Origin of the sequence: Sphingomonas sp. ASY06-1R (assembly GCF_052180265.1) — a bacterium.
In the GTDB taxonomy this organism is placed as follows: domain Bacteria; phylum Pseudomonadota; class Alphaproteobacteria; order Sphingomonadales; family Sphingomonadaceae; genus Sphingomonas_I.
In genome coordinates this window covers 3,739,724-3,755,048 of the sequence record NZ_CP197464.1, presented here as the reverse complement: position 1 = coordinate 3,755,048, position 15,325 = coordinate 3,739,724, and the positions used below count along the sequence as shown (strand labels likewise).

Genomic DNA, 15,325 nt, shown 5'->3' with positions numbered 1-15,325 from the left:
CGACTGTTCGCTAAAGGCCGCGCGCATGACCGATATCACGATCAAGCGCGCGCTCCTTTCCGTTTCCGACAAGACCGGGCTGGCCGAATTGGGCCAGGCCCTTGACGCGAAGGGGGTGGAGCTGGTCTCGACGGGCGGTACTGCCAAGGCGCTGCGTGACGCCGGCCTTACCGTGCTGGACGTATCCGAACTGACCGGCTTTCCCGAGATGATGGACGGGCGGGTGAAGACGCTCCACCCCAAGGTCCATGGCGGGCTGCTGGCGGTGCGTGATGATCCCGAACATGCCGCCGCCATGACAGAGCATGCGATCGGCGCGATCGATCTGGTCGTGGTCAACCTCTACCCCTTCGCGCAAACCGTCGCGAAGGGCGCCGCGCGCGACGAGATCATCGAGAATATCGATATCGGCGGGCCGTCGATGGTCCGATCCGCCGCCAAGAATCACGCATATGTCGCCATCGTGACCGACCCCGCCGATTATGCTGCGGTCGCGGAAGGCACGACCAGTCTCGACCAGCGCAAGCTGTTCGCGGCCAAGGCATTTGCGGCGACCGCGACCTATGACGCCATGATCGCCTCATGGTTTGCTTCGGCCGATCAGGGCCAGGCTCTTCCCGAAACCATGTCGATCCCCGTCCGGAAGGGCAGCGCGCTGCGCTATGGCGAAAATCCGCACCAGCAAGCCGCGCTGTACCTGCCGCTCGGCCCCTCGGCGCGCGGTATCGCGCAGGCCGAGCAGCTTCAGGGCAAGGAGCTTAGCTACAATAATTATAACGATGCCGACGCCGCGCTGGAGCTGGTGAGCGAGTTCCGCGACGGCCCGCCGACCGTCGTCATCGTCAAGCACGCCAATCCGTGCGGCGTCGCCACTGCGGACACGCTGATCGATGCCTATAAGGCCGCGCTCGCCTGCGACAGCGTGTCGGCGTTCGGCGGCATCATTGCCGTCAACCGCCCGCTCGACGGCCCGACGGCCGAAGCCATTTCCGGCATCTTCACCGAAGTCGTGGCCGCCCCGGCCGCCGACGATGCGGCCCGCGCGGTCTTTGCGAAGAAGAAGAATCTGCGCCTCCTCATCACCGGCGACTTGCCCGATCCCCGCCGCGCGGGGCTGCAGCTGAAGTCGATTGCGGGCGGCCTGCTCGTCCAGACGCGCGACAATGGCGCGATCGGTGTCGATGATCTGAAGATCGTCACGAAACGCGCGCCGACCGATCGGGAGCTGGCCGATTGCCGTTTCGCCTGGACCGTTGCCAAGCACGTCAAGTCGAACGCGATCGTCTATGCCAAGGACGGCGCCACCGCCGGTGTCGGCGCGGGCCAGATGAACCGGCTGGAAAGCGCGCGCATCGCCGCCTGGAAAGCCAAGGACGCGGCCGAAAAGGCGGGCTGGGCGGAGCCCCGCACGATCGGGTCTGCCGTCGCATCCGACGCTTTCTTTCCCTTCGCCGATGGCCTGCTGGCCGCGGTCGAGGCGGGCGCGACGGCGGTGATCCAGCCGGGCGGATCGATGCGCGACAGCGAAGTCATTGCCGCCGCCGACGAAGCCGGCCTTGCGATGGTCTTCACCGGGATGCGGCACTTCCGCCACTAAGGCCGTCGTCGTCCTCCTTGCCGCGGACGCGATAGTCCGCCCCGAAGCGCGGGCGGCGGCGGCGCCGGCGCGTTTGCACGCGCGGAACATTTCAGGCACAATTCACGCCAGTTCGACAGGGATAGCGGAATAATGGCGACGCGGATCGCGGAGGGGAGCAATTGGCGCGGCCAGGCGCTGCGGATCGGCCAGCGCGGTGGCGCGATGCTGAGCGCGCTCGCGGTGCTCGCCTTTGCTATGCTGCTGGCGTTCGCCCTGGCGAGCTATTCGCCCACCGATCCCGCGATGATGACCGCCGCCGGCGGCCCCGTCCGCAACATCCTGGGGTCGCCCGGCGCCTGGGGCGCCGACCTTCTGCTGACATTGTTCGGCCTCCCGGCCGTCTTGCTCATCCCCCCGCTCGTGGTGGTGGCTCTACGCTTGTGGCGCGGCGTGCATCCGGGCGAGTGGAAGCGTGCCTTGCCGCTGACGATCCTCGCGATGCTGTTGTGCGATGTCGCGCTGGCGCTCGTTCATATCGGCCTGCTCGGCGTATTGCCGGCGGGGCCGGGCGGCGGGATCGGTCTGATCGCGGCGAGTGCGATCGATGGCGGGCTCGCCATGGTGCAGCCTGGCTGGGCGATGGGGATCCGGATCGCGACCGTCCTTATCCTCGGCATCGTCGGCGTGACCATCGCCTTGTGGTCGCTTGGCCTGGATGCGGAAGAACGGGCCGCGTTGCTGAAGCGGCGGGAACGCGGCGTGCGGGAAGAGCGCGTTTCGGTCACGCGTCCGCTGCGGCAGGCGCCGGCGAAGGTCCGCGCCGCTGTGCCCGAACCCGACGTCGAAGCGGTCGAACCGCCGCGCCCCACCATCAATACCCCCGTCCGCCAGGCGCCGACCAGCGAGCGCGGCCAGCGCGAACGGCAGGCCAAGCTGGATCTGGGGGACACCTGGGCGCTGCCGACGCTCGACCTGCTGTCGCCGCCGCCCCCGCCCGTCACCGGCCAGCTCGACAAGGCGGCGCTGGAGCGCAACGCCCGGCTGCTGGAAACCGTGCTCGAGGATTTCCACGTCCGCGGCCACATTACCGAGGTGCGCCCCGGCCCGGTCGTGACGATGTACGAACTGGAGCCGGCCGCCGGCATCAAGGCGAGCCGCGTGGTTGCGCTGGCGGACGATATCGCGCGCAACATGTCGGCTTTGTCGGCGCGCGTCGCGACCATTCCGGGCCGTACCGTCATCGGCATCGAATTGCCCAATCAGAAGCGCGAAAGCGTGGTCCTGTCCGAACTGGTCGCCAGCCACCAGTTCGAGAATCAGGGGCCGGGCAATCTCGCGCTGATCCTGGGCAAGAATATCGGCGGCGATCCGGTGATCGCCGATCTGTCGCCGATGCCGCATCTGCTCGTTGCCGGTACGACCGGTTCGGGCAAGTCGGTCGGCTTGAATGCGATGATCCTGTCGCTGCTGTATCGGCTCACCCCCGATCAGTGTCGCATGATCATGATCGATCCCAAGATGCTGGAACTCAGCGTCTATGACGATATCCCGCATCTCCTCTCCCCGGTCGTGACCGAGCCTGCCAAGGCGATCCGCGCGCTGAAATGGACGGTGGAGCAGATGGAGGAGCGCTATCGCATGATGGCGACGATCCAGGTGCGCAGCCTCGCCTCGTTTAACGAGAAGGTGAAGGCGGCCAAGGCCAAGGGCCAGCCGCTCGGCCGGCGCGTGCAGACCGGCTATGATGCCGATAGCGGCCAGCCCATCTACGAAGAAGAAAAGCTGGAATATGAACCGCTGCCGATGATCGTCGTCGTGGTCGACGAGCTCGCCGACCTGATGATGACCGCGGGCAAGGAAGTGGAGTTCCTGATCCAGCGGCTGGCGCAAAAGGCGCGCGCGGCGGGCATCCATCTGATCATGGCGACGCAGCGTCCTTCGGTCGACGTCATCACCGGCGTGATCAAGGCCAATCTGCCGACCCGGATCAGCTTCCAGGTCGCCTCCAAGATCGATTCGCGCACCATCCTCAACGAACAGGGCGCCGAACAATTGCTGGGCAAGGGCGACATGCTCTACGTCGCCGGCGGCAAGCAGATCGTACGCGTGCACGGGCCCTTCGTCTCCGACGACGAGGTGCGTGGCGTCGCCGACCATTGGAAGGCGCAGCGACCGCCCGAATATATCCAGGCGGTCACCGAGGAACCGCTGGAAGGCAGTTACGAGATCGAAGGCGCGCCGACCGGTCCGGACGATCCGGAAACGGCAACCTATCGCAAGGCCGTGCAGCTGGTGGTGGAGAATCGCAAAGCCTCGACCTCCTGGCTGCAACGCCAGCTGCGCGTCGGCTACAATAGCGCTGCCCGTCTGATCGAACGGATGGAGAAACAGGGCATCATCTCGACTCCCGACCATGTCGGCCGGCGTGAAGTGCTGATCGAGCCGGCGGATCTGGCGAGCTATTTATAGCCGAGGCGGTCTAACACCTGCCCCTGCTATCCGCTCATCCTGAGTAGGGATCGAGTAGCTGCGTCAGCAGCGTAGCGAGAGCCCGTATCGAAGGATCCTCACGAAAGCGTGCTTCGATACGAGCCCTCGATACGGCGCTCATGCGCCTACTCGGTCTCTACTCAGCATGAGCGGGGCGGGTTTGGCTCCAGCTCCCGAGCCGAAGCCGGAGTCGCAGAGAGTTGCCGCACCGGGCGACTCACGATAGCGGCACGCCCATGAACCCCGCGCTTGCCCATATCGACGCCTGGATCTTCGATCTGGACAATACGCTCTATCCGGCGGCGTCGGATCTGTTCGGGCTGATCGACAAGCGTATGACCGCTTATGTCGCGCGGCTGACCGGGCTGCCGCACGAGGAAGCCTATGCGCTTCAGAAAAGCTATTTCCGCCAGCATGGCACGACCCTGTCGGGCCTGATGGCGGATCACGGGGTCGATCCACACGAATTCCTGGCGGATGTCCACGCGATCGAGATGGACGTCCTGCGCGAAGACCGGCGCCTGGTCGAGGCGATCGCGCGGCTGCCTGGGCGCAAGCTGATCTTCACCAATGGCGATACGCCTTACGCCGAGCGCGTGCTGGCGCGCGTCGGCCTGTCGCAGACGTTCGAGGCGATCCACGACATCCACGCCATGGCCTATCAGCCCAAGCCGCATCCGCGCGCCTATCAATCGATGGTGGAGGCGTTCGGGGTCGATCCGGCGCGGGCGCTGTTTGCCGACGATCTCGCCCGCAATCTGGCCCCGGCCAAGCGGCTCGGCATCACCACCTTGTGGATTGATAACGGATCCGAACAGGTCGGGGAGGACAAGGAGGACGGGATCGACTACCGGACCGCCGACCTCGGCCAATGGCTTGAAGATAAGATGGGGGAAGAATGACGCTCGAAGCCACGATCGACGCCGCCTGGGAGGCGCGCGATACGCTCACCATCGAGACGAGGGGCGAAATACGCGATGCGGTCGAAGCCGCGCTCGCCGGGCTGGACGCGGGCACATACCGCGTCGCCGAGAAGGCCGGCCATGACTGGCAGGTCAATCAATGGCTTAAGAAGGCGGTATTGCTGTCCTTCCGCCTGAACGACAATGCCCGCATCGTCGGCGGCGCCGCCGGCGGACCGGCCTTCGACAAGGTGCCGACCAAGTTCGCGCATTGGGATGAAGAGCATTTCCGCGCCGCCGGCTTCCGCGCCGTGCCTGGCTGCGTCGTCCGGCATGGCGCCTTCATCGGCAAGGGCGCGGTGCTGATGCCGAGCTTCGTCAATATCGGCGCCTATGTTGGCGAGGGCACGATGGTCGATACCTGGGCGACGGTCGGCAGCTGCGCGCAGATCGGGCGCAACGTCCACATCTCCGGCGGCGTCGGCATTGGCGGCGTGCTGGAACCGCTCCAGGCCGGGCCGGTGGTCATCGAGGATGGTTGCTTCATCGGCGCGCGCTCCGAAGTGGCCGAAGGCGTGCATGTCGGGGAGGGCGCGGTCCTCTCGATGGGCGTCTATCTCGGCGCCTCGACCAAGATCGTCGATCGCGCCACGGGCGAGGTCTTCATGGGCCGCGTGCCGCCTTATGCGGTTGTGGTGCCAGGCACGCTGCCCGGCAAGGATGGCGGCCCCGGCCTCTATTGCGCGGTGATCGTCAAGCAGGTCGATGCGCAGACGCGGTCCAAGACGGGGATCAACGAACTGCTGCGCGACTAATTTGAGCGCAAGCGACGGGATGCGCGCGATGGTTGCAGGCCGCTAGGATCGTCGCATGAGCACGCAAATGTCCCGCACCGACTGGATCATCCTGCTGATCCTGTCGGTGCTGTGGGGCGGGTCCTTCTACTTCATCGGGATCGCGATCCGCTCGGTCACGCCGCTGACCCTGGTGCTGCTGCGCGTCAGCCTTGCCGCGATATTCCTGTGGGTATGGCGGCTTTTTCGGCGCGAGTCGCTTGCCTTGCCGCCCGGCGCGGTCTCGGCGCTGTTCCTGCTGGGCTTGCTCAACAATGCCTTGCCCTTCTTCCTGTTCGCCACGGCCCAGCGTACCATCCCGTCCGGCCTCGCATCGATCCTGAACGCGACCACGCCGATCTGGGGCGTCATCGTGGCGCACCTGTTTACGCAAGACGAGCGGATGACGCCCGCCAGGATGGCGGGTGTGCTGCTGGGTTTTGCCGGGGTGGCGGTGATGATCGGGGCGGATCTGCTCGGCCAGATCGGAACCAACGTGGTGGCGCAGATCGCCTGCCTCGGCGCGACACTGTCTTATGCGCTTGCCGGCGTGTGGGGGCGGCGTTTCCGGGCGATGGGCGTGGCCCCCGTCGCGGTCGCCAGCGGGTCGCTGAGCGCCGCCGCGGCGATCCTACTGCCTTTGGTGCTGCTGTTCGAACCGCCATGGCACGCCTCCGCGCCGACCGGCGGGGCGTGGTCTGCGCTCCTGGCGCTTGCCTTCTTTTCGACCGCAATCGCCTATATTCTCTATTTCCGGTTGCTGGCATCGGCCGGAGCGACCAACTCCCTGTTGGTGACCTTCCTGATTCCCATCACGGCCGTGCTGCTTGGAACCTTCCTGCTGGGCGAAAGCCTCGCGCCGCGCCACTTTGCGGGGATGGCGCTGATCGGCCTCGGCCTCGCCGCGATCGATGGACGTGTGGTGCAGCGGCGATGATGCGGCTTCTTTTCGCCTTGCTGTTTGTCGCCGTCGCCTGTGTGGCGCAGGCCAAACTGCCGGTGGCGCCGGCCCAGGTCGTGCGGACGTTTCCGCATGACACCAGCGCCTTCACCGAAGGCCTCCTGATCCGCGACGGCTGGCTCTATGAGAGTACCGGCTATGAGGGACAGAGCTTCATCCGCAAGAAGGAGCTGGCGACCGGCCGCACCCTCCAGAGCATTACCATCCCGCGCCCGCTGTTCGGCGAGGGCATCGTCGATTGGGGCGACCGGCTCTATTCGTTGGTCTGGCATGGCGGCAAAGGCTTCATCTGGACGCTGCCGGGGCTGAAGCCCGCGGGCAAATGGACCTATAGCGGCGAGGGCTGGGCGATGACCCAGGATGGTCGTCAGATCATCATGTCGGATGGCACGCCGGTGCTGCGATTCCTCGATCCCAAGACGATGAAGGTCATGCGGCGCTTGCCGGTGACCGCGGAGGGCCAGCCGGTCGCGCTGCTGAACGAGCTGGAATATGTCCATGGCGAGATATTGGCGAACGTCTGGCAGACCGCGCTGATCGCCCGCATCGATCCCGCCACCGGCCAGGTGAAGGGATGGATCGACCTGACGGCGCTGTGGCGCCAAACCAAAGCCAGCGGCGACGACGCGGTGCCTAACGGGATCGCCTATGATAAGAAGACAGACCGGCTCTACGTTACCGGCAAGAACTGGCCGACCTTGTTCGAGATCAAGCTGCCGGACGCGCGTTAGTAAAGACCCATCTGTCGGCAGGACTGTATCATCATGCGAACATCCGCAATTGCGCTGCTGCTCCTATGTGGCATATCCGCAGCTGCCGCAGCGCCCGATCGCGTTGCGACCGAGCGATCCCAGCACCCGGGCGAAGCTTTGCGTGCTCGCCTCGGCGTAGCCCTGCCTGCCGCTGACACCATGATAGTCGTTTACGGTGTGGCACAGCATCACACGAAAACCGAGTGGAGCGTCGTCGCATCGCGGCGTGACGACGGAACGTGGAGCGTTGAACGAGCTGGCGAGGAGGGCCCTGGACTATTGAACATCGATCCCCGGCCCCTACCGCCCTCCAAAGCGACCCTGTCAGCCGACCAGGGAATGATGCTCGATCGCCTGGTAACCGATCGAGCGACATTTCGCGAAAAGGTTAGCGGTGGCGATCCGTCAATCGGTGGTTTCGCTTCGGAAATGGAGATCATGACCCCTGCTCGAATTCGCAGGGTCAGTTGGACGGGGAAGCTGGTCGGCAAGCTTGGCCAGATCGCCGACCTCGTACTAGAGTCTGATCCATCTAAGCTGAAGCGTATCCGCTGTTGCGAAGGTAGTTTGCGCATTCGTTTGGTGGGAAGGCGTCGAGGAGTGATCCGATCTGGCGCCATGTTGCTTCAACTGAGCGCGGATCGGCTTTGCGCAGCAATGTCTTGAGCTTGGCGAAGACCTGCTCGATGGGGTTGAGGTCGGGCGAGTAGGGCGGCAGGAACAGGAGCCTGGCACCGGCGGAGCGGATGAGCTGGCGGACGGCCTTGCCCTTGTGGCTGCCCAGGTTGTCCATGACGACGATGTCGCCGGGCGAGAGGGTGGGCAGCAAGAACTGCTCGACATACGCCGTGAAGCTCTGGCCGTTGACGGGACCGTCGAGCACGAGCGGTGCGTCGATGCGGTCGTGCCGGAGCGCTGCCAGAAAGGTCAGCGTGCGCCAGTGACCGTGCGGAACCTTGGCAACGAGCGGCAGGCCGCGGGCGCACCAGCCGCGCAGTCGGGTCATGTTGGTCTTGGCCCATGTTTCGTCGATGAAGACGAGCCGCCGCGGATCGATCCGGCCCTGATACTTGCGCCATTGCGCCCGACGCCGGTCGATCGCCGGCCGGTCCTGCTCGCGGGCGATCAGCGTCTTTTTTTGAACGTCACGCCGGCCTCGCGCACGATCCGCCATACCGAACCGTAGCTCGTCACCACGCCGCGCTCGCCCAGTTCCGCAACCAGCGCACGCAGCGTCACGTCCGGCTTGGTCGCCAGCCGCTCCAGCAGCCACGCTCGCTCCGCCGCAAGGGAGCGCGGCTGCCGGCGCCCCAACGGCCGCGCCGCGGCACTGCCAGTCGCCCGAAGACGCTGTGACCACTTCACCGCGCTCGCCACACTGACGCCGAACAGCTCAGCTGTCGCCCGACACGACCGGCCACCCAACACCGATGCCGCTACCCGCTCACGCAGATCATCTGAATAGGCTCGACCCACATCTGCCGACCTCCCAACGGCCAGCAGCTTGAATCAGACTTATCGCAACTTGTGAATCACAAACCGATTCAGGCCAGCCGACTCAGCCTCTAGGCCCGGGCTGAGTTAGGCAAATGTAGCCTGCAGGGCCACGGTGGCGCACGCGGCTGCGCTGCGTCTCGCAGAATAGCCCTTACGTCGTCAGGCACCGGTAGGAAATTTAGGCGCTTACCCCGCCTGTGCCAGCAGCGCCGCGGCTTCCTTGCTCGTCCAGTCCATATCGCGCGAGACGCGCCACACTTCCTTGCCGTTGGCATCGTACAGGATCGTCGTCGGCAGCGACGCGGTCTTGAGCGGGATCATCAGCGCATTGCCCGTATCCATCCACGGCTTCAGCGTCTTCAGCGGCCGCTTCTGCAGGAAGGGGCCGACGACGCGGGCGCCCTCCAGATCCTCATTCACCACCACCACCTGCAGCTTGGCGCCATCGCGGGCGGCCAGCGCGTCCAGTGTCGGCAATTCCTTGATGCACGGCACGCACCAGGTGGCCCACAGATTGACGAGCACCGGCTTGCCCTTGAGGTCGGACAGCTTCGCGGACGCCCCTTCGCCATTCTTGATTTCGACTTCGGGGATGAATTTCCCCTTCTGGGACATGTCGGGGCCACCCGCCGTCGGTGCCGCAACTGGGGCGGCCTGTGTCTGCTGCGCTTGCGGCGCGGGGGCGGCTTGCTTATGGCAGCCGCCGAGCGCGGCCAGCAGCGTGAAGGAAGCGAGGGCTTTACGCCGCATGTCGGACTCCAATACTATGTGGGGCGGACGGTTCGCCGATGGGCCTAGCGCCATCATGCGCGAAATCAACGCCTCTATCCCATTCGACAAGCGCCTGTGGCGCCAGGATATCGCCGCCAGCCGCGCGCATGTCGCCATGCTGGGCGCCCAGGGCATAGTCGATGCGGCCGACGTCGCGGCGATCGATCAGGGGCTGACACAGATCGCATCCGAGTTTGAGACGAACGGCCCGCCTGAGGATCCGACGCTCGAAGATATTCATATGACCGTCGAAAGCCGTCTGGCCGAGCTGATCGGCCCAGCTGCCGGGCGGCTCCACACCGCACGTTCGCGCAATGATCAGGTCGCGACCGACTTCCGCTTGTGGGTGCGCGACGCGATGGATGCGGTGCAGGCGGGGCTTGCCGCCTTCCAGACCGCTTTGCTGGCGCGCGCCGAAGAACATGCCGCGACGATCATGCCCGGCTTCACCCACCTGCAAGTGGCGCAGCCGGTGACGCTCGGCCATCACCTGATGGCGTGGCACGCCATGATCGGGCGGGATCGTTCGCGCTTCGCCGATGCGCGCGCGCGGCTCAACCGGTCGCCGCTCGGCAGTGCCGCGCTGGCGGGCACGGGTTTCGCGATCGACCGGCATGCCACCGCGGCCGCGTTGGGCTTTGACGGCCCGACCGCCAACTCGCTCGATTCGGTGTCCGATCGCGACTTCGCGCTCGATTACCTGATGGCGGCCACCCAATGTTCGCTGCATCTGTCGCGGATGGCGGAGGAGTTCGTGATCTGGGCGAGCCAGCCCTTCGGCTTCATCTCTTTGCCGGATGCCTATTCGACCGGGTCGTCGATCATGCCGCAAAAGCGCAACCCGGATGCGGCGGAACTGGTACGGGGCCATTCGGGCCGGATCGCCGGCTGCATGGTGGCGCTGACGATGACGATGAAGGGTCTGCCGCTCGCTTATTCCAAGGACATGCAGGACGATAAGCCGCCCGTGTTCGAGGCGCATGATCTGCTGGCTTTGTCGATCGCGGCGATGACCGGCATGGTGGAAACGACGCATTTCGTGCCGGAACGGATGCGCGCGGCGGCCGAGGCGGGCTTCTCGACCGCGACCGATTTCGCTGACTGGCTGGTACGCGAGGGCAATATCCCCTTCCGCGAAGCCCATCACATTACCGGTCGCGCGGTGAAGCTGGCCGAAAGCGAGGGGATCGCGCTTGCGGCGCTGCCGCTGGAGGCGCTGCAGGCGATCGATCCGCGGATCGACGCGCGTGTCTTCGGCGTGCTGACGGTCGATGCATCCGTTGCCAGCCGGACCAGCCATGGCGGCACCGCCCCGGATCAGGTGCGCGCGCGCATTGCGGACGCTAGAGCAACGTCATGAAGCGGATGATTCTTCTTTCCGGCCTCCTTTTGCTGGCGGCCTGCGGCAATGAGCAGACCCTGCACCCACCGGAGGGGGCTGCCCTGCCGCCCAAGCCGGCGACCTCGCCCACCACGCCCGGGCCGATGGAGTTGCTGAACCAGCCCCCTTCGGAACGGCCGGGCCGCAGCGACGAATTGTTGACCAAGTCGCAACCGCGCCCCGATGATCCCTTCGATCTGCCGCCCAAATAGATGAACCATTTCGAATTCAAGGACGGCGTGATGCACGCCGAAGACGTGCCGCTGCCGCAGATCGCGGCGGAGGCGGGCACGCCGATCTATGTCTATTCCGCCGCCACGATCGAACGGCACGTGCGCGTGTTTCGTGAGGCGCTGGCCGGCGTCGACGATCCATTGATTGCGTTCGCGGTGAAGTCCAATCCCAATGCTGCCGTGCTGGCGACATTGGCCCGGCTCGGTCTGGGTGCCGACGTCGTGTCCGGGGGCGAATTGCGCCGGGCGCTGGCGGCCGGAATCCCGGCCGAAAAGATCGTCTTCTCCGGCGTCGGCAAAACCGCGGAGGAGATGGCGCTGGGGCTGGACGAGGGTATCGGCCAGTTCAACCTCGAATCTCTGGAGGAAGCGGAGACGCTGTCCGAAGTGGCGAGCGCGCGCGGGGTGACGGCGCGCGTCGCGTTTCGCGTCAATCCGGATGTCGACGCCGGCACCCACAGCAAGATCTCGACCGGCCGCGCCGACGATAAATTCGGCATCGCCATCGATCGCGCGCCGGATGCTTATGCCCGCGTCGCCACGCTGCCCGGGCTCGATCCGGTCGGTGTCGCCGTCCATATCGGCAGCCAGCTGACCGATCTGGCGCCCAGCCGCGCCGCCTTCCTGCGGGTCGGCCAGCTTATCGCCACCTTGCGCGCCGCGGGCCACACCATCCTGACCGCCGATCTGGGCGGCGGCCTGGGCGTCCCCTACAATCCGGCGGTGCCGGCACCGCCGACGCCGGCCGCGTACGGCGCGATGGTGCAGGACGTGACCGCGGGCTGGAACGTGCGGCTGATCTTTGAGCCCGGCCGCGTCATCGTCGGCAATGCCGGTATCCTGCTGACGCGCGTCATCCGGGTCAAAGCGGGCAAGAATGATCCGTTCGTGGTCGTTGACGCCGGAATGAACGATCTGCTCCGCCCCAGCCTCTACGATGCGTGGCATGATATCCAGGCGGTTGCGCCACAGGGCGAACACTTTCGCGCCAACATTGTCGGGCCGATTTGCGAGACGGGCGACACCTTCGCCCGTACCCGCGAAATGGATCAGGTTGTTGCCGGCGATCTGGTCGCCTTCATGACCGCGGGTGCCTATGGGGCGACGATGGCCAACACCTATAATTCGCGAGGGCTTGTGCCCGAAGCGATGGTGTCTGAAGATCGGTGGGCGATCGTGCGCGATCGTCAGCCGATCGAAGCACTGATAGCGGCCGACCGTCTTCCACCCTGGCTCTGAGGACAGTATGACGATCAAGCCTGTACGCAAGGCAGTGTTTCCGGTCGCGGGCTTCGGCACGCGATTCCTTCCCGCAACCAAGGCGGTTCCCAAGGAACTGCTCCCCGTCGTCGATCGCCCGCTCATTCAATATGCGATCGACGAAGCCCGTGCGGCGGGGATCGAGCAGATGATCTTCGTCACCGGTCGCGGCAAACATGCGATCGAGGATTATTTCGATAGCGCGTTCGAGATCGAGCATGATCTCAACGCCAAAGCCAAACATGCCATTTTGGAGGCGATGCGCCCGACCCGGCTGGAGCCCGGCCAGGCGGCCTTCGTCCGCCAGCAGCAGATGGCGGGTCTGGGCCATGCCGTATGGTGTGCACGCCAGTTCATCGGCGACGAACCGTTCGCGGTCCTGCTGCCCGACGAACTGCTGTGGAATCCGGACCGCCCCTGCCTGTCGCAGATGCGGGACACCTATGAGGCGCAGGGCGGCAATGTCGTCGCGGTGGTCGAGGTACCGGAGGAGCATACTGACCGTTATGGCATCGTCACGCCGGGCAAGGCCGATGGCGCGGTGACCGAGGTCAAGAGCATGGTCGAAAAGCCCAAGGCAGGAACCGCCCCGTCGCGGCTCGCCGTGGTCGGCCGCTACATCCTGCAACCCGAAGTGCTCGACATCCTGGCCGAGGGCAAGAAGGGCGCCGGCGGCGAGATCCAGCTGACCGACGCCATGGCCGAATTGATCGGCAAGCAGCCGTTCAATGCCCAGACCTTCGACGGCGTCCGCCACGATTGCGGCGAAAAGGCCGGCTTCATCATCGCCAACATCGCGCTGGCGCTGGAACGGGCCGACATCGCCGACACGATCCGCGCCTACGTCAAAACGATCTGACCCGAGGCCGCCACGCATAGCCTTCCGATCTTCGTACGCCTGCAGGGCCGGCCGGTCATCCTGATCGGATCCGGCCCGATGGCGGAAGCGAAGGCGCGATTGCTGGAGCGGGCGGGCGCAATATTGGTTGGCGAGGATGCCCAGGCCGCGCTGGCGATCGTCGCGGCCGACGATGATGCGGCTGTCGCCCGGCTCAAGCAGCGCGGTATCCTTGTCAATGTGGTCGACCGGCCCGATCAATGCGATTTCACTTTGCCGGCGATCATCGATCGCGATCCGGTGCTGATCGCGATCGGTACCGGCGGCGTTTCGGCCGGCCTGGCTGCGGCCGTGCGCCAGCGGCTGGAGACCTTGCTGCCGGCGCGCCTCGGCCGGCTGGCGGAGGCGTTGTATGCGGCGCGAAACTCGTTGCGTGCCCGTTTCCCGACCGTCGAAGAGCGCCGCCGCGCGATCGGCGCGCTGCTCGCGGCCGGCGGGCCGCTGGATCCGCTCGCCGATCATGCGGATCCGGACGGCGCCATCGCAGCGGCGGCGGCTGGCCAGGATAGCCATCACGCGCTGCGCGTCACCTCCGCCGATCCCGAAGCCCTGACGCTGCGGGCGGCGCGGCTGCTGGGCCTGGCTGACCGCATCTATCACAGCCCCGATGTGCCGATCGCGATTCTCGATCGCGCCCGCGCCGATGCGGAACGGATCGTCGGTGATCCGCCGGCAGGATCGCTGCCCGGGGTGACGGTTCATCTTATCTGGGAACGGCCATGAATCGCTGGGCGCTGGAACTGCAGTCCGACGGCAAGGGTCATGAGGTCGATCCCGCCGAGGCCTGCGCCCGGCGCGCGCCGCCGCCCGCCTTCGTGTGGATCCACCTCGACGGGCGCGAGCAGGAGACGCTGCGCTGGCTGAACGAGCATGGCGGCATGCCGAGCAGTGTGATCTATGCGCTGACAGCCACCGAAACCCGTCCCCGCAGCGAAGCGATCGACGATGGCGCCCTGATCAATCTGCGCGGGCCGTCTTTGCCGGGGGACGAGCAGCAGGATCGCCTCGTGTCGATCCGGGCGTGGGTCGAACATGGCCGTGCCATATCGGTCAGCTTCCACCCGCTCGATGGGCTGGACGTGCTGCGCGATCAGATGACCGCCGGGAGCATCAAGGACCCCGGCGATCTCATTTCGCATCTGGCGATGATCATTACCAAACGGGTCGATCCGGTGATCGCCGCGCTCGGTGATCTGGTCGACGATTGCGAATTGGCGCTTGAGCCGGAGCATGCCTACGACACCCGGCGGAAGATTGCCGAGGCCCGGTCCGACGCGATCGTCTACCGCCGGTTCGTGGCCCCGCAGCGCGAGGCCTTGTCCCGTCTGGCGGAGCTCGACGCGCCCTGGCTGGAGGAAGATGATCGGCTGCATCTGCGCGAGGCGGCCGATCGCTTCGCGCGCATGGCCGAAGAGTTGGAGGCGGTGCGGGAGCGATCCGCGTTGATCCACGAACAGCTGACCGATTTGCGGTCCGAGCAGATCGAAAATCGGGCTTTGTTATTGTCGATCGTCGCGCTGATCTTCCTGCCGCTGACGTTCCTGACCGGCCTGTTGGGGATGAACGTCGAGGGGATACCCGGCGCGCATGAATCATGGGCCTTCTGGGGCGTGGTCGGCTTTTGCGGGCTGATCGCGGCCGGCATCACCGCCTGGTTCAGCTATGCGCATTGGTTCCGGCGATAGGGTGCGCCCCCTTCGCGCTCATCCTGAGCAGGGATCGAGTAGCTGCGTTAGCAGCTATCGGGAGCACGTGTCGAAGGACCCGG

Annotated in this window: 14 protein-coding genes; 12 read left to right on the top strand and 2 right to left on the bottom strand. The window is 65.8% G+C overall.

The window, feature by feature from the left end:
• Nucleotides 1–25: 25 nt before the first annotated feature.
• The 6 genes from purH (at nucleotide 26) to ACSBM8_RS17685 (ending at nucleotide 7,496) form a co-directional block, all read left to right on the top strand.
• The gene (gene purH / locus ACSBM8_RS17710) at nucleotides 26–1,597 is read left to right on the top strand and encodes a bifunctional phosphoribosylaminoimidazolecarboxamide formyltransferase/IMP cyclohydrolase (RefSeq protein WP_442679307.1); all 1,572 of its coding nucleotides are present in this window, start codon (nucleotides 26–28) and stop codon (nucleotides 1,595–1,597) included.
• Between the two features lie 132 nt (nucleotides 1,598–1,729).
• Nucleotides 1,730–4,048, top strand: a complete 2,319-nt coding sequence (locus ACSBM8_RS17705; protein WP_442679306.1) for a DNA translocase FtsK — start codon at nucleotides 1,730–1,732, stop codon at nucleotides 4,046–4,048.
• A gap of 257 nt (nucleotides 4,049–4,305) precedes the next feature.
• Entirely contained in the window at nucleotides 4,306–4,971 is a 666-nt protein-coding gene (locus ACSBM8_RS17700; RefSeq protein ID WP_442679305.1) for a pyrimidine 5'-nucleotidase, read from the top strand.
• Nucleotides 4,968–5,786 carry a 2,3,4,5-tetrahydropyridine-2,6-dicarboxylate N-succinyltransferase gene (gene dapD, locus ACSBM8_RS17695; protein WP_442679304.1) on the top strand — a complete coding sequence of 273 codons (819 nt, stop codon included), beginning with the start codon at nucleotides 4,968–4,970 and terminating at the stop codon, nucleotides 5,784–5,786. Before ACSBM8_RS17700 ends, dapD begins: the two co-directional genes overlap by 4 nt.
• A 55-nt stretch (nucleotides 5,787–5,841) precedes the next feature.
• Nucleotides 5,842–6,741: a DMT family transporter gene (locus ACSBM8_RS17690; RefSeq protein WP_442679303.1), complete on the top strand. Its 900-nt coding sequence runs from the start codon at nucleotides 5,842–5,844 to the stop codon at nucleotides 6,739–6,741.
• The gene (locus ACSBM8_RS17685; protein ID WP_442679302.1) at nucleotides 6,738–7,496 is read left to right on the top strand and encodes a glutaminyl-peptide cyclotransferase; all 759 of its coding nucleotides are present in this window, start codon (nucleotides 6,738–6,740) and stop codon (nucleotides 7,494–7,496) included. Before ACSBM8_RS17690 ends, ACSBM8_RS17685 begins: the two co-directional genes overlap by 4 nt.
• Before the next feature lie 553 nt (nucleotides 7,497–8,049).
• Here ACSBM8_RS17685 and ACSBM8_RS17680 read toward each other — a convergent pair.
• Nucleotides 8,050–8,993, bottom strand: a protein-coding gene (locus tag ACSBM8_RS17680) for an IS630 family transposase (RefSeq protein ID WP_442679301.1) whose coding sequence is annotated in 2 segments (ribosomal slippage) — nucleotides 8,050–8,657 and nucleotides 8,657–8,993 — 945 coding nt in all. Because the reading frame shifts where the segments join, the coding sequence is not laid out codon by codon here.
• Between the two features lie 207 nt (nucleotides 8,994–9,200).
• Complete coding sequence (locus ACSBM8_RS17675; RefSeq protein ID WP_442679300.1) at nucleotides 9,201–9,764, bottom strand: TlpA family protein disulfide reductase; 564 nt, start codon at nucleotides 9,762–9,764, stop codon at nucleotides 9,201–9,203.
• 16 nt (nucleotides 9,765–9,780) lie between these two features.
• Between ACSBM8_RS17675 and argH the strand changes: the two genes are divergently transcribed.
• From argH to ACSBM8_RS17645, 6 genes are all read left to right on the top strand, one after another.
• Nucleotides 9,781–11,145, top strand: coding sequence for an argininosuccinate lyase (gene argH, locus ACSBM8_RS17670; protein WP_442681635.1), 1,365 nt, complete (start codon nucleotides 9,781–9,783; stop codon nucleotides 11,143–11,145).
• The gene (locus ACSBM8_RS17665; protein ID WP_442679299.1) at nucleotides 11,142–11,378 is read left to right on the top strand and encodes a hypothetical protein; all 237 of its coding nucleotides are present in this window, start codon (nucleotides 11,142–11,144) and stop codon (nucleotides 11,376–11,378) included. The genes argH and ACSBM8_RS17665 overlap by 4 nt, the downstream gene beginning before the upstream one ends.
• A complete protein-coding gene (gene lysA, locus ACSBM8_RS17660) occupies nucleotides 11,379–12,638 on the top strand; it encodes a diaminopimelate decarboxylase (RefSeq protein WP_442679298.1) in 1,260 nt (419 codons plus the stop codon).
• 13 nt (nucleotides 12,639–12,651) lie between these two features.
• Nucleotides 12,652–13,518, top strand: a complete 867-nt coding sequence (gene galU, locus ACSBM8_RS17655) for a UTP--glucose-1-phosphate uridylyltransferase GalU (protein ID WP_442681634.1) — start codon at nucleotides 12,652–12,654, stop codon at nucleotides 13,516–13,518.
• A 78-nt stretch (nucleotides 13,519–13,596) separates the two neighbouring features.
• Nucleotides 13,597–14,280 carry an NAD(P)-dependent oxidoreductase gene (locus tag ACSBM8_RS17650; protein ID WP_442679297.1) on the top strand — a complete coding sequence of 228 codons (684 nt, stop codon included), beginning with the start codon at nucleotides 13,597–13,599 and terminating at the stop codon, nucleotides 14,278–14,280.
• Nucleotides 14,277–15,242 (top strand): zinc transporter ZntB, encoded by a 966-nt coding sequence (locus ACSBM8_RS17645; protein WP_442679296.1) that lies wholly within the window; start codon nucleotides 14,277–14,279, stop codon nucleotides 15,240–15,242. Before ACSBM8_RS17650 ends, ACSBM8_RS17645 begins: the two co-directional genes overlap by 4 nt.
• The last annotated feature ends 83 nt before the right edge of the window (nucleotides 15,243–15,325 follow it).